At 38.9% G+C, this 18839-nt stretch carries 15 protein-coding genes; 13 read left to right on the forward strand and 2 right to left on the reverse strand.

Translation table 11 applies throughout. The features are described from left to right. The first annotated feature begins 32 nt into the window (after positions 1–32). The 6 genes from J1G40_RS03190 to J1G40_RS03215 all read left to right on the forward strand — a co-directional run bounded on the left by J1G40_RS03190 (position 33) and on the right by J1G40_RS03215 (position 9452). Positions 33–1604 carry an amino acid adenylation domain-containing protein gene (locus J1G40_RS03190; RefSeq protein ID WP_265240922.1) on the forward strand — a complete coding sequence of 524 codons (1572 nt, stop codon included), beginning with the start codon at positions 33–35 and terminating at the stop codon, positions 1602–1604. After that, positions 1601–1828, forward strand: a complete 228-nt coding sequence (locus tag J1G40_RS03195; RefSeq protein WP_265240923.1) for an acyl carrier protein — start codon at positions 1601–1603, stop codon at positions 1826–1828. Before J1G40_RS03190 ends, J1G40_RS03195 begins: the two co-directional genes overlap by 4 nt. A gap of 43 nt (positions 1829–1871) precedes the next feature. After that, entirely contained in the window at positions 1872–4979 is a 3108-nt protein-coding gene (locus J1G40_RS03200) for a non-ribosomal peptide synthetase (RefSeq protein ID WP_265240924.1), read from the forward strand. 8 nt (positions 4980–4987) lie between these two features. Beyond that, on the forward strand, positions 4988–5461 hold the full coding sequence (locus J1G40_RS03205; protein ID WP_265240926.1) for a hypothetical protein: 474 nt from the start codon (positions 4988–4990) through the stop codon (positions 5459–5461). A 151-nt stretch (positions 5462–5612) separates the two neighbouring features. After that, on the forward strand, positions 5613–7844 hold the full coding sequence (locus J1G40_RS03210; protein ID WP_265240928.1) for a TonB-dependent receptor: 2232 nt from the start codon (positions 5613–5615) through the stop codon (positions 7842–7844). A gap of 51 nt (positions 7845–7895) precedes the next feature. Beyond that, positions 7896–9452, forward strand: coding sequence for a T9SS type B sorting domain-containing protein (locus J1G40_RS03215; protein WP_265240930.1), 1557 nt, complete (start codon positions 7896–7898; stop codon positions 9450–9452). Between the two features lie 13 nt (positions 9453–9465). On the opposite strand, the gene J1G40_RS03220 is transcribed toward J1G40_RS03215, so the two are convergent. Further along, a complete protein-coding gene (locus tag J1G40_RS03220) occupies positions 9466–9927 on the reverse strand; it encodes a nuclear transport factor 2 family protein (protein WP_265240931.1) in 462 nt (153 codons plus the stop codon). A 136-nt stretch (positions 9928–10063) separates the two neighbouring features. On the opposite strand from J1G40_RS03220, the gene J1G40_RS03225 reads away from it, so the two are divergent. The 6 genes from J1G40_RS03225 to J1G40_RS03250 all read left to right on the forward strand — a co-directional run bounded on the left by J1G40_RS03225 (position 10064) and on the right by J1G40_RS03250 (position 17389). After that, positions 10064–11953 carry a CocE/NonD family hydrolase gene (locus J1G40_RS03225; RefSeq protein WP_265240933.1) on the forward strand — a complete coding sequence of 630 codons (1890 nt, stop codon included), beginning with the start codon at positions 10064–10066 and terminating at the stop codon, positions 11951–11953. A 51-nt stretch (positions 11954–12004) separates the two neighbouring features. Beyond that, complete coding sequence (locus J1G40_RS03230; protein WP_265240935.1) at positions 12005–12664, forward strand: class I SAM-dependent methyltransferase; 660 nt, start codon at positions 12005–12007, stop codon at positions 12662–12664. A 52-nt stretch (positions 12665–12716) separates the two neighbouring features. Beyond that, the gene (locus J1G40_RS03235; RefSeq protein WP_265240936.1) at positions 12717–13232 is read left to right on the forward strand and encodes a DUF4251 domain-containing protein; all 516 of its coding nucleotides are present in this window, start codon (positions 12717–12719) and stop codon (positions 13230–13232) included. Between the two features lie 17 nt (positions 13233–13249). Further along, positions 13250–13954, forward strand: a complete 705-nt coding sequence (locus J1G40_RS03240) for a protein-L-isoaspartate(D-aspartate) O-methyltransferase (protein WP_265240937.1) — start codon at positions 13250–13252, stop codon at positions 13952–13954. A gap of 101 nt (positions 13955–14055) precedes the next feature. Next, complete coding sequence (locus J1G40_RS03245; protein ID WP_265240938.1) at positions 14056–14847, forward strand: hypothetical protein; 792 nt, start codon at positions 14056–14058, stop codon at positions 14845–14847. A 1087-nt stretch (positions 14848–15934) separates the two neighbouring features. Continuing rightward, positions 15935–17389 carry a dipeptidase gene (locus tag J1G40_RS03250; protein WP_265240939.1) on the forward strand — a complete coding sequence of 485 codons (1455 nt, stop codon included), beginning with the start codon at positions 15935–15937 and terminating at the stop codon, positions 17387–17389. Position 17390: 1 nt separating this feature from the next. Here J1G40_RS03250 and J1G40_RS03255 read toward each other — a convergent pair whose 3' ends face one another. Then, positions 17391–17996, reverse strand: a complete 606-nt coding sequence (locus J1G40_RS03255; RefSeq protein ID WP_265240941.1) for a hypothetical protein — start codon at positions 17994–17996, stop codon at positions 17391–17393. A 276-nt stretch (positions 17997–18272) separates the two neighbouring features. Between J1G40_RS03255 and J1G40_RS03260 the strand changes: the two genes are divergently transcribed. Beyond that, a complete protein-coding gene (locus J1G40_RS03260; protein ID WP_265240943.1) occupies positions 18273–18728 on the forward strand; it encodes a cold-shock protein in 456 nt (151 codons plus the stop codon). Positions 18729–18839: the final 111 nt, after the last annotated feature.

The following is an 18839-nucleotide window of genomic DNA, read 5'->3' on the forward strand; positions in this document are numbered from 1 at the left end:
AGGGCAATTTTTTACGCCTTTCCCTAAGTAAAATGATCTATAATCTAGCACAATTAGTAGCAAAATCTGCTTCACTTTTCCCCGAAAAGGATGCCTTTAGATGCCTGGATGACTCCATTACTTATAAGGAGTTAGACACCAGGACCAACCAGTTGGCTGCTTATCTTATTGGTGCCGGATTACAAAAAGGAGACCGGGTTGCTATATATATGAACAGATGTTTGGAAACATGTATTGCGGTACATGGAATTCTTAAAGCCGGAGGGGCCTTTGTGGCCATCAACCCTTTTTCTCCGCTCGAAAGAACAATGACTATTATGAAGGATTGCGATATAGCTTTCCTATTGAGTACTCCTTCACAAATGCGCAAGATTAAAGCGATAGCCAAAGCCGCTAATTTTTTGAATACGATAATTGGGGTTTCGGAAATAGAAGGTACTAACACCATTACATGGGAAGATATTTCGTCACTACCTCTGGATGATTATAATCCACCGGAAATTTTAGGAAAAGATCTATCTTCCATATTGTATACTTCTGGGTCAACTGGGATTCCTAAGGGAATAATGCACACCCATTACAGTAGTTTAAGTCTGGCCAAACTGGAGGTAAAGCTTCATGATTCGACGCATGAAGATCGCATTGGAAATTTTGCCCCCTTACACTTCGACCAGTCTTTGTTCGGTTATTTTTCAGGACCCCTGGTAGGAGCAACTACGGTGATTTTTCCCGATGCATATGTAAGACTGCCTAAAAGTTTATCTGCTTTGGTAGCAAAAGAGCAAATTACACTTTGGTTTTCCGTACCGCTTATATTGACACAGGTTCTGCTTAACGGAGATATAGACGATCATGATTTCAGTTCTTTAAGATGGGTACGTTTTGGGGGAGAAGTCTTCCCGGTAAAACAACTAAGAGAGTTGATGCAAAAGTGGCCTCATGCCAAGTTCATTAATTCCTATGGCCCTTCAGAGTTATTCAGATGCACTTATTATATACTGGAGGAGCCTCCAGAAACAGATGACCCTATCCCTTTGGGTACCGTATGGGGTAATACAGAATATAAGATACTAGATGAGAATGACCGGGAAGTTACCAAGGGAATACCCGGAGAGTTGGTGGTACGAACAGATACTTTAATGATTGGATATTGGAACAATCAACAGCTTACAGAGCAATCTTTCTACAAAGAGCATGTGGCCTCTGGCTATGATTATGTTTTTTATCGCACCGGAGACCTGGTTGTGGAGAACGAGAATAATGAAATTATGTTTCTGGGGAGAATTGACAGACAGATTAAATTACGGGGATACAGAGTAGAACTTGACGAGATAGAAGCCACCTTGTTGAAGCATGAAGGTATTGAGGAAGCTGCAGTAATTGTAGTTGAGAAAGCAGATGAAAACAAAGAACTGGAAGCTGTAGTGCGTTTGTCCAAAGGAGCAGAGGTAAGTACCAGGGATCTGATGCTCTTTTGCAAAAAAATAATTCCGTCCTATGCTGTTCCTGAACATATGACCATAATAGAAGATTTTCCAAGGACGGGAACAGGAAAAATAGACAGGAACGAGATATTAAAATTATTGGAGACCAAAGTAGTATGAAAGAGAAAATTATTGCATACCTCAAAGAGGAAATTTCCAGTGAACCTTTAGATGATATCGATATAAACGAAGATCTTCTTGGAAGTGGCATTGTAGATTCTCTTGGAATGATGCGTCTTGTAGTATTTCTTGAAAAGGAATTTCAAAAAAAGATCGGGCCGGAGGATATGACGGTAGAAAACTTTAAAACAGTTCAAAGTATTTCTGATTATCTCACTCAATAGTTTGATATATAACAGATAGTGTAGGCCATTAATAGGAGAATACATGAAGTTTAAACTTACAGCTAGTCAAATGTCGTTATGGGTGGGGCAAAAGTTGCATCCTGATGTTCCGCTATACAATACAGCGGCCTCTTATGATATTTCGGGCTCGGTTGATGTAGTAGTATTCCAAAAAGCCTTTCAAAAACTAATAGATACCACAGATGCCCTGAGAATGCAATTCACTGAAGAAAGTGGTATTCCATTTCAAAGTGTAAGAGCACCATTTCAATATAAGCTGGAAGTTATAGATTTTACTGAAGCTATATCTGAGAAGCAGGTTACGGATTGGCTTTCTACTCGCACAAAACGCATGTTAGACCTTTCTGATCAGGTTTTTGACACCGCACTACTTAAAGTTGAAGAAGACAGGTATATCTGGTTTCTTAATCTTCACCATCTGGTTACCGATGGTTCTTCGAGAAAGATAATTTTCTCCAGAATGGCCCAGCTTTATTCTGATCTGACCAATGGTCAGGGGCAACAAGAGGAAGTCTGCATACCTTCATATCTGGAATATGTTAAAAGCGAATTAGAAGGTGCTAATAAGCATGCTTTCGAAGAAAATTATTGGTCTGGAAAAATTAAAGAAATAGAAAATTTACCTGCATTTTATGGTCAAAGGGCGAAAGATACAACAACGGCTTCTACCCGGATATCAATTCAACTTGGAAAACAAAGAAGTGAGCAACTAAAAGCTATTGCTCAATACAGCGAAGAGAGAAGTTTTAGTTTGCAATTAACGCTTTTCAATATATTTTCAGCTATACTGCTGGCTTATCTTCATAAAGTCAGTGGTCAGAACAACCTGTCAATAGGTACAACAAACCACGGTAGAAGCAGCAGAAAATTTAAACAGACTGTTGGCCATTTTGTCAAAGTGTTTCCCTTGGTAAGCGAAGTTTTGGAGCAAGATACATTTGCAGCGCTTCTCAGGCGGGTTACCTATGGAAATAACGAGAATCTAAAACAGGGTTTATCGGCCTTGGTAAGTCCGGAAATTAACCGCAGTTACAATGTGATTTTTAATTACATCACTTCTGTTTTCACGGATTTTGCCGGGTTCCCGACTACTACTGCATGGCTTCATAATGGCCATATGGACACCGCTCATTATTTTCAATGCCATATTACCGACTTTAATGATAGCGGTAATTTTAATTTGCATATCGACTTAAATAATGAAGTGTTTACCGAGGATAACAGAAAGTATATTCCTGAACATTTTATAAAAGTAGTGGATGCTTTTATTGCTGATCAAAACACCAGACTTGGTGAAGTAAGTATTATTACAAAGGACGAAATAGCAAAAATTGAAACCTGGAACGATACCTCAGCAGTATTTAATCAAAACGAAACACTTCTTTCTAAATTTGAAGCTCAGGTAGAAAAATCACCAGATGCTACAGCACTGGTCTTTGGAACAGATACCTATACCTACAGTGAGTTTAATGTAAGAGCCAATCAGCTGGCGCAATTTCTGATTGAAAACGGAACCAGGACTAACGATATCGTTGCTGTTAGTCTGGAAAGGTCATTAGACATGATGGTCAGTATCTACGGTATTCTTAAGGCAGGGGCAGCCTATTTACCATTAGATACAGCCACACCAATAGAACGGTTGCGTTTCATTGCTGAAGATGCTGCATTTAAAACAATACTGTTTAATCATGATGAAATAGACCCGGCGCAAATACCACACATCAACTGTTATCATGTTAAACAGATAGAAGATCAGGTCTTTTCACAAGATAATTCCCAACCAAATGTAATAACACATCCCAATGACCTGGCGTATGTCATATATACCTCGGGTAGTACCGGAGAGCCCAAGGGTGTTAAATGCCATCATAAAGGAATAACCAATCGTTTAAATTGGATGAATCGTGATTATCCGATCACGGCAAAAGACACCCTGATACAAAAAACGCCCATCACTTTTGATGTATCACTCTGGGAATTGTTTTGGCCTTTACAGCAAGGAGCTAAGTTAATTATCGAAATTCCTGAAGGCCATAAAGATCCTGACCAGCTCATAACAACCATAGTAAGAAATAATGTTTCAGTTATTCACTTTGTGCCTTCAATGCTTAGTGTTTTTATTGCCAACACCAGGGCCGCATCTTGCTCTGGCTTAAATCGTATTTTTTGCAGTGGTGAAGCCCTGCCATTAAATACCGTAAAACAGGCATATGAGAAATTAGATCAGACAGAGATTTATAATTTATATGGCCCTACGGAAGCCTCAGTTGACGTTAGCAGTTGGCATTGTGCAAGAAATGATTTGGATAATGGTATCCCTATAGGGTTTCCGGTGGCAAATACACAACTCTACATTTTAGATGAGCAACTTAAACAGGTGCCCATTGGAATGAAAGGGGAGCTTTTTATTGGAGGAGTTCAGTTGGCTTCAGGATATTTAAATAGAGAAAATCTAACCAACGAGAGATTTGTCAAGGATCCTTTTTCTGATACCCCTTCGGCAAAAATTTACAAGACAGGTGATGTTGCAAGGTATCGTAATGATGGAGCAATTGAGTATTTAGGCAGGACGGATAGTCAGATAAAAATAAGAGGTATTCGTGTAGAACTTGGCGAAATTGAAAATGCAATTGAGCAACATTGCAAGGTATCGCAGGTTGCAGTAATTGTTGATAAAAACGAAGTACTTATTGCCTATTACACAACGGAATTCAATAACGACATTAGATTTAAGAGCATACTTCTCGAGTGGCTGCCAGAATACATGATACCCACTCATTTCATAATGCTTGAAGAATTACCCTTATCAAAAAATGGAAAAGTAGATAAGAAAGCATTACAAGCATTAGATACCTCTCACATACATGAAGTGGATTCCTATGTAGCTCCTGACGGGGAAATTGAAGAACTATTGGCCGGTATTTGGAAAGAGGTTCTTGGATTAGAAAAAGTAGGGGTACACGATAATTTTATAAGCCTGGGAGGGCATTCTTTGGCCGCTATCCGCGTCACGACAAGAATTAACGAGGAAATTGAAATCAACTTTAGATTGAATAAAATATTTGAGCATCCTACAATTGCCGAATATGCTGACTATATAGAAGAAACCCTAACAGAACTTTTGAGTTAATACAAACAATGAATAATAAAGGTCGATATACCGATATGAAGACGTGGCTGATAAAGCGACTGGCCTTTATTATAGCTGTATTCTATTTGTTAAGTCCTTTCCAGCAACAATTAAGTACTGTTTTGCATAACCTTTCACATGATTTGAGTTTACCGGATTATGTGATGACACATGCTTCGGAGTTTTCTGAAGAAGGAGTATATAGCCATCAGTATGGACAACACAGAACAAGTAAAATAGTACATGAACATCAGATTATAGATTTTGTTCAAAGTTTGCTACAGAACACCAGTGAAAATAATTCACAATCCGATCCACTGGTGCCGGGTAAATCAATTGATAAACATTTGGTTGCTTTTAAATATACACTCGAAAACCAATCTGTCTTAGAACTAGAAAATAGTATACTAACACCCGAACGCAATGTTCTTAAAGGATACAGTAGTTTGTGGCAGGAACCTCCCATTTATATACTTCTTTGATAAAGCTTTTACTAGAAAGGATGCTGCCTGATATGGGCAGCCCTCTGGTAAACAATGCTATTTCCCCATTTCATTTATTATCTCAACACCCCTTGTCATATTTTTTGAATATGACCGGATATAGTGAAAATATTAAATAAAAAAATCAATTATGTTAAAGTATATACTGTGCATTATTGGTATTGCTTGTTTTAGTAATATCAGCGCACACGAAATTAATGGAACCATTACTTCTGAAAACGCAGTACCTCTTGAAGGCGTCGGAGTTTATAACAAAACCACCGGGGCATACACCTATTCTAATATTTCAGGATATTTTGAATTGGATGATATTTCGGAAGGAGATGTCCTGTTTTTTCATAGCCTGGGTTATGAAAACCAGGAAATAACAATAAAAGAATCGCAACTAGACACCTCTATTGATATTGTCCTCTTAGAGTCGGCTGTTTCCCTGGATCAGGTAGTACTGGTATCAAAGGTAAATGTCCTTAGTAAGCTGGTAAATATGGATATAAAAGCCAATCCTGTTAAATCTTCTCAGGAAATACTTAGAAAGATTCCAGGATTAATTATCGGACAACATGCAGGAGGTGGTAAGGCCGAACAGATATTTCTAAGGGGCTTTGATATAGACCATGGAACAGATATCGCAATCAATGTAGATGGGATGCCTGTAAATATGGTTTCTCATGCCCACGGACAAGGTTATGCTGACATGCATTTTATTATCCCGGAAGTCATTGATAATATAGATTTTGGAAAAGGTCCCTATTATGCTCAAAAAGGAAATTACAACACTGCGGGCTATGTGGATCTTAAACTGAAAGAACGCATAGATGATAACCTCATTTCAATGGAAGCTGGGCAATTTAATACATTAAGGGGCCTAAGTCTCTTAAAATTGTCTGAGGGGGATAAAAGTAATGCCTATCTGGCATCAGAATTTATGCTGTCTGACGGTGTTTTTGAATCCCCGCAGAATTTTAACAGGCTGAACATCATGGGGCGTTATAATTATAATAATCATGTGGATGAGAAACTTAGTATATCGCTTTCTCATTTCCAAAGTAAGTGGGATGCTTCTGGTCAGATACCGCAAAGAGCGGTTGATCAGGGATTAATCACTCGCTTTGGAGCTATAGATGATACCGAAGGTGGAAACACCAGCAGATCTAATATCTGGTTCAATCACAGTAAGCAAATAGACGAACATCGTAATATTAAAACCAATGCGTTTGTCTCAGCTTATGATTTTGAGCTGTTTTCTAACTTTACTTTTTTCCTGGAAGACCCGGTTAATGCAGATCAAATAAGGCAAAAAGAAGACCGGATCATCATCGGTGCACAATCTAGCTTTAGCAGATCTTTCCATATAGAGGATCATGATCAACAGCTAAATTATGAAACCGGTATAGGTTTCCGTTACGACGATGTAAATGATGTACAGCTTTCCAGAACGCAGAATAGAAAAACACTGCTAGAACGTCTGGCCTACGGGAATACGGATGAACTAAATGGATATGGCTATTTTCAGGCGACTTATAAAAATAAAAAATGGACCCTCAACCCTGGTTTGAGGCTAGATTATTTTAGGTTCGATTATCAGGACCTGTTGCAAGAAAACTATACAAGCCTTAGTGAAAGTAAAGTGTTTGTTGGTCCAAAGTTCAATGCCATTTATGCCGCTTCGGAAAACCTTCAGCTGTTTGCAAAAACAGGCTTTGGTTTTCATTCTAATGATACCAGGGTAGTAGTGGCAAATGAAGGCAAAAAGATCCTTCCCGGAGCCTTTGGTGCAGACCTTGGGGCTATTGTTAAGCCTATAGACCGGCTGGTTGTGAATGCTGCATTCTGGACCTTATTTCTACAGCAGGAATTTGTATATGTAGGTGATGCAGGAATAGTGGAGCCAAGTGGTAAGACAAGACGCCTGGGTGTGGATCTTGGACTGCGATATCAGCTGTTAGATTGGCTTTATTTCAATGGAGACCTGAACTATACTTATGCCAGAAGTACTGAAGAAGCGGAAGGGCAGGATTATATCCCGCTAGCTCCGGACCTTACATCCTCTGGTGGTTTTTCATTCAGGGATCTTGGAAATTTCAGTGGAGGTATTAATTACAGATACTTAAAGGATCGGCCGGCTAATGAGGACAACTCTATTGTAGCTGAAGGATATATGGTTACCGATCTTAATCTGAATTATACCATAAAAAACTGGACCCTTGGAGTAATCGTTGAAAACCTGTTTGACACGGAATGGAATGAAACCCAATTTGCGACAGAGAGTAGACTCTTTAACGAACCTCAGGGGATTGAAGAAATACATTTTACACCAGGATCACCATTTTTTATAAGAGGGAAGTTATCCGTTACTTTTTAGGAACTGTGCTAAAAGGCGACTAAGGCTATAATATTTCTTTTATATTTAAGGGTGGAACACTATAATAAATGTAATATTGGGAGAAGAATAGGTGCAGGAAGAAACATCTTTTTGTATTTATTGTTCTCCCTTTGCATTTATACTGCTTATGGACAGATACCAGATTGTACTCAAATTACCAATCCGGTAGATGGGGAAGCAAATGTACCGGTTACGACCTTTATTTCCTGGGCGGCCGTTCCAACGGCCACCAAATATTTTGTAACCATTGGAAGTAGTCCTGGTGGAACAGACGTCCTGGACAATTCTGATTTAGGACCCGATCTGAATTACACTCCTCCCTCGGGCCTGTTGCCCAATACCACATATTACATTACCATCGTACCAAATAACAATACAGGCGATGCAATAGGATGTACAGAAGAAAGCTTCACTACAGGAGACGCTAGTGCTATCCCTGGCTGTGCTACGCTATTGAGTCCCTTAGACGGCTCTTATGGTGTTGCACCTGAGTCTAATATTACATGGGCACCACAAGCTGCTGCAGCGGGCTATTTACTTACAATTGGTACTAGTTCAGGAGGTACTGATATCCTGGATAATTTTGATGCTGGTAATGTAACTACTTATAATCTACCGACAGATTTACCTCTTTTTCAACGGATCTATGTTACCATCACCCCTTACAATTCAGCAGGGGATACAGCCAGTTGTTCTGAGGTCTCGTTCAGGACCAGAGGGAATAATCCTCCCATGTGTACTGAAATAATAGACCCTATAGACGGGGGACAGTTTGTATCGGTGACTGCCAATATTACCTGGATCAGAGATTTTAATGCTTCCGGCTACAGAATGACCATATGGGAAAAGGCTATAGGGGGTATAAAAATACTGGACAATGAAGATGTGGGTACCGGTACTAATTATAAACCGCCGGATTTTATGGAGAACACCCTTTATTTTGTCAAAATAACTCCTTATAACGATCTTGGAGAAGCAAATAATTGCCAACCCATATCTTTTTCTACGGGTATTGCACCTTTGCCGCCGGATTGCACAACATTGATTATTCCGGCTGATGGCTCTAAAAATGTTGAAACTGATGCAATTCTGACATGGAATGCTGTATCGGGGGCAGCGGGCTATATTTTATCTGTCGGTACAACTCCCGGAGGTTCAGAAATTGTAGTCAATGAAAACGTTGCTGGGCTTGCAAACTACACATTTGCCGAACTCTTACCTGAAAACACAGAAATTTATGTTAACATTATACCCTACGGCAATAATGGCCCGGCAGAGAATTGCGGGGTAGAATCATTTACCACTCTTGGTCCGGAAGTCATCACTGAAAATATTCCGATCCCTCAATTTTTTACTCCGAACAATGACGGATTTAACGACAGCTGGATGGTTAATTCAACGGACGAAGTAGCAATAACAGGGGTATGGATCTTTAACCGCTACGGACAATTACTTAAACAGATAGGCCCTGGAGTAGGATGGGATGGAAATTTTAATGGCAAACCACTGGCAGCCGATTCCTATTGGTATCGCATAGATACGTCCAATGGAAATTCTATCGCAGGATACTTTGTACTTAAGAGATAGGGCAGCAGGGTGTTTATTTCCCGACTATTGTAAATTTTGGTGGTGATTGCCAAAGTACATTTACAATCATCCATTTATCCTCGATCTTCATTAGACTGATGTAATCTATTCCCCAGACCGCAGTAACTTTTGCAATTGCGGTTTTATCAGATACTTCAAATATTTCAACCTGCTGAGGCGATGTTTCATCAGCTCTATTGCCATTGACATTCCATCTTTTAGCAAGGTTTATTAATTGGTCAAACGGCATTTCCAGTTGATCAGAATAACTTCCTTTCTCTTCACTAAAATGAAAACCAGTCTTGCGAATAGAGCTATGTACACTTCGATAAGCTAAGGTGGTATCGGCCTTGTAAAAAGTATTGATATAATCAAAACAGGCAGCCTTGACTCCTTCAATATCTGCTGTAGTTTCCTGGGCATTTCCTAATATCGTTCCCAGTGCAATGGCAATAACTAAAAATAATGGTTTCATAATAGTGTTCTTTAGATTGATGTATGCATTAAAAATATAAAATCAAGGGATTCTAAACAGAAATTTAAGATAGTATTAAGAATTTCATCGAATCAACTTTTTCCATACTTTTAAGTGCTAACTAAATTAAGCGGAAATGGAAAAGACAACTGAAATAATCGTAAGGATCATCATCGTATTTATTATTGGTACAACAAGTATTTCTGCACAGGAAGAAATACTATCCAAACTTGAGGAAATTGCGATTGTCGAGAAGAAGGTAATGATGCCTATGCGAGATGGGATAAGGCTTGCAACAGATATATACAGGCCGAAAACTGAAGAACAAGTCCCAATAATTTTTTCCAGAACACCCTATAGCTTCAATTCCTGGGGAGACGGGGAAAGAAGAACCAGGACGGCTGAACGGGCCTATGAAGCTGTAAAAAGAGGATATGCCTATGTAGTTCAAAACGAAAGGGGAAGATATTATTCTGAAGGGGAATGGGACATTCTGGGTACTCCATTAACCGACGGTTATGACGCCTTTAGTTGGATGAAAGATCAAAAATGGTCTAACGGTAAAATAGGTACACTGGGTTGTTCCTCCACTGCAGAATGGCAAATGGCTGTGGCTGCATTGGATCATCCTGCTCACGCTGCCATGGTACCCCAAAGTTTTGGTGCTGGTGTAGGAAGAGTAGGCACCTATTATGAGCAGGGTAATTGGTATAGGGGAGGAGCTGAACAACTGCTGTTTTTTGCCTGGTTATACGGGGTGGAACACGACAAGTTTAAACCTAGAATCCCGGCCGGTGCCACACAGGAAGACCTGATCAGGATATCGAGATTTTATGATCTCGCTCCGGAAAATCCGCCTGTTGATATGTCAGAAGCCCTAGCACATCTGCCTATTCAGGACATGTTGCAGAATATAAATGGCAAAAGAGAAATATTTGATAAAATGGTAAGGCGCACACCAAATCACGAAGATTGGTTTAGAGGAGGTTTATATCATGACAATATGGATTTGGCTACCCCCAGTTTCTGGTTTGCCTCCTGGTACGACGTATCTATCAGCCCCAATCTGGCTTTGTACAACCATGTTAGAAATAACTCCAAAGATGCGGAGGTAAGAGACAATCAATACCTGGTAATTGCCCCAACTTTGCATTGCAGGTACACCAGGGCTACAGAGAATACCATCGTTGGGGAACGAAGCGTGGGTGACGCGAGATTAAACTACGATGAACAAATTTACGCATGGTTCGATTTATGGCTAAAAGGGGAGCAAAACAGTTTTAAAGCAGAAACCCCTAAAGTGCAGTATTATACCATGGGAAGTAATAAATGGCAATCTGCAGATACCTGGCCACCTGAGAATAGTGAAATGACCACTTATTACTTAAACAGTGAAGGAAACGCAAACAGTCTGTATGGGGATGGTACGCTTAGCATTAAACCCCCGTCGAATACTGATAAACAAGACAATTTCACCTATGACCCTATGAATCCTGTTACCTCATATGGGGGAAATGTATGCTGTACCGGGAACGCCGTTGAAGGAGGGGCTTTTGATCAACGTGTGATGGAAACCAGAAATGATATTTTGGTATACACCACAGCACCGCTTCAGGAAGGTCTGGAAATTTCTGGATTTATAGAGACCTCGCTATACGTATCATCGGATGTAAAAGACACCGATTTCACCATAAAACTTATTGATGTTTATCCTGACGGTCGGGCATATAACCTGGATGAGACTATACAAAGAGTGCGTTACAGAGAAGGTTACGACAAAGAAGTTTTTATGGAAAAGGGCAAAGTGTATAAGGTAGATTTAACACCTATGGCAACAAGCAATTTCTTTAAAAAAGGACATAGTATACGCATCGAGATTTCTAGCAGTAACTTTCCCCGTTTTGCCAGAAACCTGAATACCGGCGGACGCAATTATGACGAGAAAGTTGGAATAACAGCCAATAATTCTATACATCATTCCTCTGAATACCCATCTGCAATTCGATTACCTATAGTCGGTAAATAGTTTAAGAGAATTTTAAGGTGAGTATATCTTCTGATTTCCTACCTTTTAGCTATGAAACTAAAATTAGATTTTTTTGCCATTTGTTTATGTCTGTTGGTCACTTTCAACAGTAATTCTCAATATTCAGAGGATTCCTGGAAAGAACGCGATGAATGGATGAATGTAGAAAGATTGCTCAATTGGGCGGAAGTTAACACCGGTGGCACTGTAGCCGATATAGGCTGCCATGAAGGATACCTGAGTATGCATTTAGCTAAAAAGGTAGGGGAAAATGGTAAGGTATACGCGGTTGATGTACGGGAGGACAGATTGGAAAAACTCGAGGACAATGCCAGTGAGAGAAAACTGCAAAATATTGTTACTACCCTGGGGGACTATGATGATCCAAAACTACCGGATAACAGTATGGATGTTGTTTTTGTGATAGACGCCTACCATGAAATGACCGAATACCAAACAATACTTTCACATATTCATGAATCGTTAAAACCCGGAGGCAGGGTATTAATTCTTGAAAAACTCAAGGATCACGCAAAGAATAAAACCAGAAAAGAACAAACTAATTCTCATACTCTTTCTCCGAAATATGTAAAAAAGGAATTAAAAGAAGCCGGTTTCACTATAACCGGAGAGTACCGGGATATAGGAAACTGGGAGAATGAGACAGGTAAAAAAATATGGGTACTCGTTGCTGTTGTGCCCGAAGCCTGATAATGAATTATTCATATTCACCAGGGAAATTCCTGGATTAAATAGCACGCAAATGAAAAATTTAGCCATAGTACTTTGCTTATTACTATGTACCCAATTGCATAGCCAGTCCAAAGCGGATAGAAAAGCAGAAAAAACCGGTAAAGCCAACTTAGAGTATGCCGGTACAAAAACATTAATTGCCTCTGGGAGTTTTCTTTTTGTAGCCGACAGGGCAATTCCCATGGGAGGGGGCAGGATAAGTATGGTAACAAATTTCAATGAAATTAGATTTGAGGATGGCAATGCTGCTATAATTTTACCATACTATGGCACAGTATGGGGTGGAGGAGGATACAGTCACCAGCCGGTGATAAAATTTGAAGGAGCAGTAGCGAATTATACTGCAGATTTTGAAGATAAAAAACGCAGGGTTCAAATAAAGTTTGATCTTAAAGATGGATCTGAAATCCACAATGTGGAAATGACAATTCGCCGCCGCGGGTATACCTCGGTGTATCTAAAAAGTACTGGTAGAAGCAGTATTACATATGATGGTTATATAAGACCACTACCTAAAGCCTTTTAACCCTTAAAAAAAAGAAAATGTTACGCCAGTTGCTAATCTTAAGTATTGTTCCTGCACTGGCCAGTCTGATAATATGGCAAGACACTTATCAGCTACAGCGAACAAGAATGGTAGAAGATCAGTTAATTTCCAGAGGTATTGATGATGTTGCCACTTTGGCCGCCATGGGTAAGGTGCCAAGGCATAAATTTGTTCCGGAAGATCAAAGACCTTATGCCTATGTGGATGGGGCTTTAACCATTGGGGAAGGGCAAACTATTTCTCAGCCTTATATTGTGGCCTATATGACACAATGCCTTCAGCTTAAAAAAGACAGTAAAGTTTTGGAAATTGGAACAGGATCTGGTTACCAGGCAGCTGTATTGGCCGAAATTACTGATAATGTGTATTCTATTGAAATTGTCGAAAAACTCGGTTTACAGGCCAGGGAGGTTTTATATGGTCTGGGATATACAGATATAAATCTCAAAATTGGAGATGGGTATAATGGTTGGGAAGAGCATGCCCCTTTTGATGCCATAATAGTAACCGCCGGAGCTGAGGAAATACCAAAACCGCTGGTAGAACAACTAGCCGTTGGCGGCAGAATGATAATTCCTGTAGGGCCTCATAGAGGAACCAGGCAGTTAATACAAATAGATAAGACCCCTAAAAAGATAAAGAAAAAGAACTTGCTCGCCGTTCGTTTTGTACCGCTAACCAGAAAACAAGAGAACAAGTAACAGGCCCTTTTTCCTTAAAATTGGGCCATTTTATCACCGTCAGTTTAAAATAATCCACTAAGCGATGCGTTTCTATAGGGTTAACCCTATAAAATCTTATCATGAAAGGAATCTTGAATTTTACAAAGCAGTTCGCGGTATTGGCAGTTGTATTTTTAACAGCCTACAGTTGTAGTGAGGACAGCGAAAGTGTAATTAACGAGGGAGAACTGACTTCCACAGAACTTAAAACCATACTGGAAACAGACGATGCAGCAAGTGTTGTTGATTCTATTCTGGCCGAATTATATATGAATGATAGCAATAGTGCTAAAAGTAATAACGAATGTTATGGAGCAGAATATACCGATACTGGCTTTACAGTAGTCTTTGAAAATTGCGTCCTGAACGGATCCGATAATGTGAATGGAACATTAACGGTGACTTACGCTGTTGGACAAGAAAGTGCCACCTTTACCGCCACATATGATGCCTTTTATGTTGGTGAAATTGAACTAAACGGTACCAGAAGCTATAGTGTGGACGGAAATGAAGCCGAAGGATCCTTTTCATTTTCGGTCACCAGCGATATGGAAGTAACAATGCCAAACGGAGATACCATTGCTGAAAATGGTACCAGGACCTTTGGTTTTGCATTTGGAGAAAACCTTGAGACCAGTACCTTCACAATTGATGGCAATTGGGCCGTTTTCCATGATGGAAACAGCTATGCCGTTGAAGTTACAACTACCTTAGAGGGGAATTTTAGCTGTGGCTACCTCACCAGTGGAAGTATGGATGTCAACAAAAATGGTCTGGAGGTTAGCGTAGATTTTGGAGATGGAAGTTGTGATGAAATGGTAACGGTAATATATCCTAATGGTGCCACAGAAGATGTATCAATTGGCGATTAGGTGAAAATTAACTTATAAAAAAAACCCTTATCCAGATAGATAAGGGTTTTTTATTTCCTCTTAGGGAAAATGGGGGATAGCTGCTTGGTTAGTAAACGTAATTTCTGCTTTCTGTCCATCGAACTCTTTTACTGTCCTTAAGACTAGAAAAGAAAGAGTGTCTTCTAGACTCTGTTGGTGTGTGATTGATGAAATGTTTCATGACCTGTGATTTTACTGTTATGGTTGTTGAATTTTACGGGTTATGCGGTATAGTTTCTGACTTCTGACCAGCGCACCCTTTTACTGTTCTTGAAATTCGAAAAGAATGAATATCTTCTCGTTTCTGTCGGTGTGTGATTGCTAAAATGTCTCATGACTTATTTTTTTAATATTATAGTTGATGTTGATAGGTTATGCGGTATAGTTTCTGACTTCTGACCAGCGTACCCTTTTAGTGTTCTTAAACTTTGAAAAGAATGAATATCTTCTCGTTTCTGTCGGTGTGTGATTGCTAAAATGTCTCATATCTAATATTTTTTATTTGTTATTGTACTTTTTTGTTTTTTTCTGCTTATTCAGATCGTTTATATTACTCCATCCAAATCCCATTATCAGGTATTTATTAAAATTTTTATGGATGTGAACTGTTGTTTTCATGACGGTTGATTTAAACGACCTACACTTAATAGACGAGGAATTAACATTTTTGTTACAGTACTATGTATAATATAGTACCGTTTTAAACAATATTTAACAGATTAATGATATAAAGGGGTAGAGGGATAACCTTTAATACTCTGATATACAACTATATATAAAGAATATGTCAAAAATGTGTTAAAAATTAATTTTATAATATTTTGTTCATATAGTGATGATTTTACAGTAGAATTGTAATTCAATCGTCCTGAAATTTGATTCAATTATCACGGCGTTTCAATAAATAGATACCCCTAGCACAACCAATCACACAAGAAAACCTACCTGCTATACATCCTCTTTAAATGGGTCCGGATTAAAATTGTATTTTACCTTAATTAGAAATAGTACTTGCCAGAATTTACCCGAAAACAGAGTCCTTACTGTTTTCATATACACCATTCCTATGCATTTTAACAACGAATATGTAGACCTACATTGTCATCCCTCACTTAAGCCTTTCGGTAAAAGTTTCAATTACAGTCCTAAAGGGATTAACCATCCTCATAGAAGTACACTCAGAAGCATTTGGCATTATGATCCGCCGACTTTACTAGATAAGTTGATTAACTATATCGGCGGACTTACAAAATTCAGACAATCAAATTTTACAAGTCTTGCCCTGGGTGGTGTGAGCATTGTCTGTGTCTCGCTCTATCCTATGGAAAAGTGGTTTGTCCGAAATAAGATCAACAACGAATTAATTGCAGATCTACTCGCCAATTTTGCCTTAGGAGTGGGAGATAAGCGCATAGATTTTATTCAGGGAATTAAAGATTATTTTAAGGACCTTGAAATGCAGTACGATTTTTTTCGCCAGTTAGATGGTAAGATTATCCGGCTTAACCAAGGGCTTTTTAAATATCGCCTGGTTAAAAATTACAGTCAAATTGAGGAGATTACCGCCAAAGATGACGAAAACGGAAACATCAAAACCATTTTCGTTGTGTTGTCCATTGAAGGACTTCATGTGCTCAATACGGGTTTAAAGAAACCTCTTGATGAAGTTGAAATTCTGGCCAATCTGGAAAAAATAAAAAACTGGGATCATCGGCCGTTTATGATCACTTTGGCACATCATTTTTATAATGACATTTGTGGCCATGCCGAGAGTCTGAGCGGCATTGTGAAAAAGAAAACAGATCAAAGCGAAGGATTAGGTACCGGGTTTACTCCATTGGGCATAAAAGTGTTAACTCGTCTAGTTGACAACACTGACGGTAAACGTATTCTGGCCGACATAAAACATATGAGTGCAAAAGCCCGGAAGGAATACTATACTATGCTCGACTCACATCAACAAGAATTTCAGGATATTCCTGTAGTGGTTAGTCATGGTGCTTGTAATGGACTTAAATCTTCTTCAAACAGAATTCCGGGGAATTCAGCAGTCGCCACAAAACTGAATCCGGTGGACATCAATTTTTTTGATGATGAAGTTATACGAATTGCTAAAAGTAAGGGCATAATAGGCCTGCAACTAGATGAGCGAAGAATTGCCAGTAAGCAGACCATAAAGGACACTAAAAAGTCTGTCAAACGAAATAAGATTATGCATTACCGCTCAGAATTACTCTGGAATCAAATACAACACATTATTGAAATATTGGATGATGAAAATCTTTTTGCCTGGGATTGTATGGCCCTCGGAACAGATTTTGACGGAATAATAGATCCGCTAAATGGTTTTTGGACGGCAGAAGAATTGCCCTATTTAGCCGATTTCCTGGAAAGGCATGTATACAATTATATGAAAAACCACAATTTGTCCAAACCTGAGAACATTATACCGGCCGATGAAATTGTCAGCAGAATTATGTCTTCTAATGGTAAAGCTTTTCTGAAAAATAACTTCAAATAAGCTACTCCTTCTTTAATTCAGATAGCAATTGATCGTAATTTTCAATTTTAGTAAACAGTTTGCCACCCAGGTTTACAATGGGTGTTTCTAAAGAATCTAATAAAATTCTATTTGCGAAAGACCTGTTCAACTGATCCTTAATTTCAGGTCGTTCACCGAGCTCATGCATCTTAAAGAGATATTTGCCATTGGTAAGGGGAACGATAAGGCTATCGCAACTTTGGCAATTTTCCGGGATGTAAACGACTATCTGTTTTTTGGGATTTATCTTGACGGGTTTATACTCTTTCTTAAGGGCTCTTCTGGATAAACTGTCGTTCACCACCAAATCATAAGTATAGGAAGGACGCTTGCCACGTATGAGCACAACGGTTTTCATATGCACCTTAGATGTCGCCGGAACCCTTATAAGTCGGGGTCTGGCGCTGCTTTGTCTAAAATTAGTGCCTTTGATTTTTAACATCACATCTAAATCTTGCTCGTTCTCATTAACAGCGTAAAAGGCCAGACGGTTAGGAAGTTCTTGGGTTACAATTTTAATTGGTTTCTCCTGGCAAAATGCCATTGTGGTTCCAAACAAAAAAATAATTAATAGGGCTCTCATCATTTAATTAAATTTAGCGGATATGGAAGATAGGTAAAATATAAAGAATGAATTCGTGAAAAACAGATACTTCACTAAATATGGCGAGTTAATTCTTAATGGATAAATTCGATGCAAAATAGTATCTTTACAACAGTTTAAAGGAGGTTCATTAACCATCGTTCTGTATCCGCTACGGATATTTATTGAATAGAATACTTAGCTAGTTGTTACCTGATTCGTATTTGCCGTTTTTACTTCTTTTTAAACTACAAACTAAATACGAATTAAAACTAGAATATGGGGAAGTCTCAGCAGACGTACAGCAAAAGTGAAAAAGAGAAAAAACGATTAAAGAAAAGAGAGGAAAAGCAAAAAAAGAAAGAAGCCAGAAAACTTGCTTCCAAGGAAAGAGGCGGCGGCATTCAGTTTGCCTATGTTGATCATAATGGCCAGTTGACAGATACACCGCCAGACCCTTCTTTGAAAGTAAAGGTAGATGCAGAAAGTATTGTACTTGGTATACCGAAGAAGGAAGAAAGTGATGAGGATAAATTTGATCCCGTCAGGACTGGAAAAGTATCGTTTTTTGATTTCTCTAAAGGATTTGGCTTTATTATCGATGCTGTAAATCAGGAAAAATACTTTACACATGTCAGCGGCCTCATTGATGAAATTAATGAGAACGATAATGTTTCTTTTGAACTAGAAAAGGGAATGAAAGGCATGAATGCCGTGCGGGTGAAGAAAATTTAGCATTACACCCTGTTTTTAATATACCTCCCTGCAAGGCGACTGCCGAAGTACAGCTGGGATATCCTATTCTTTACTTTTAATAGCTAATTAATATCAAGTTTAAAAACATCC

The organism is Muriicola sp. Z0-33, from assembly GCF_026126425.1.
Taxonomy (GTDB): Bacteria; Bacteroidota; Bacteroidia; order Flavobacteriales; family Flavobacteriaceae; genus JAFMPW01.

Excerpts from the sequence above, each read along its gene's own strand:
- J1G40_RS03190 (WP_265240922.1), top strand. The coding sequence starts at position 33 with ATGATCTATAATCTAGCACAATTAGTAGCAAAATCTGCTTCACTTTTC.
- J1G40_RS03195 (WP_265240923.1), top strand. The coding sequence starts at position 1,601 with ATGAAAGAGAAAATTATTGCATACCTCAAAGAGGAAATTTCCAGTGAA.
- J1G40_RS03200 (WP_265240924.1), top strand. The coding sequence starts at position 1,872 with ATGAAGTTTAAACTTACAGCTAGTCAAATGTCGTTATGGGTGGGGCAA.
- J1G40_RS03205 (WP_265240926.1), top strand. The coding sequence starts at position 4,988 with ATGAATAATAAAGGTCGATATACCGATATGAAGACGTGGCTGATAAAG.
- J1G40_RS03210 (WP_265240928.1), top strand. The coding sequence starts at position 5,613 with ATGTTAAAGTATATACTGTGCATTATTGGTATTGCTTGTTTTAGTAAT.
- J1G40_RS03220 (WP_265240931.1), bottom strand. The coding sequence starts at position 9,927 with ATGAAACCATTATTTTTAGTTATTGCCATTGCACTGGGAACGATATTA.
- J1G40_RS03225 (WP_265240933.1), top strand. The coding sequence starts at position 10,064 with ATGGAAAAGACAACTGAAATAATCGTAAGGATCATCATCGTATTTATT.
- J1G40_RS03230 (WP_265240935.1), top strand. The coding sequence starts at position 12,005 with ATGAAACTAAAATTAGATTTTTTTGCCATTTGTTTATGTCTGTTGGTC.
- J1G40_RS03235 (WP_265240936.1), top strand. The coding sequence starts at position 12,717 with ATGAAAAATTTAGCCATAGTACTTTGCTTATTACTATGTACCCAATTG.
- J1G40_RS03240 (WP_265240937.1), top strand. The coding sequence starts at position 13,250 with ATGTTACGCCAGTTGCTAATCTTAAGTATTGTTCCTGCACTGGCCAGT.
- J1G40_RS03245 (WP_265240938.1), top strand. The coding sequence starts at position 14,056 with ATGAAAGGAATCTTGAATTTTACAAAGCAGTTCGCGGTATTGGCAGTT.
- J1G40_RS03250 (WP_265240939.1), top strand. The coding sequence starts at position 15,935 with ATGCATTTTAACAACGAATATGTAGACCTACATTGTCATCCCTCACTT.
- J1G40_RS03255 (WP_265240941.1), bottom strand. The coding sequence starts at position 17,996 with ATGATGAGAGCCCTATTAATTATTTTTTTGTTTGGAACCACAATGGCA.
- J1G40_RS03260 (WP_265240943.1), top strand. The coding sequence starts at position 18,273 with ATGGGGAAGTCTCAGCAGACGTACAGCAAAAGTGAAAAAGAGAAAAAA.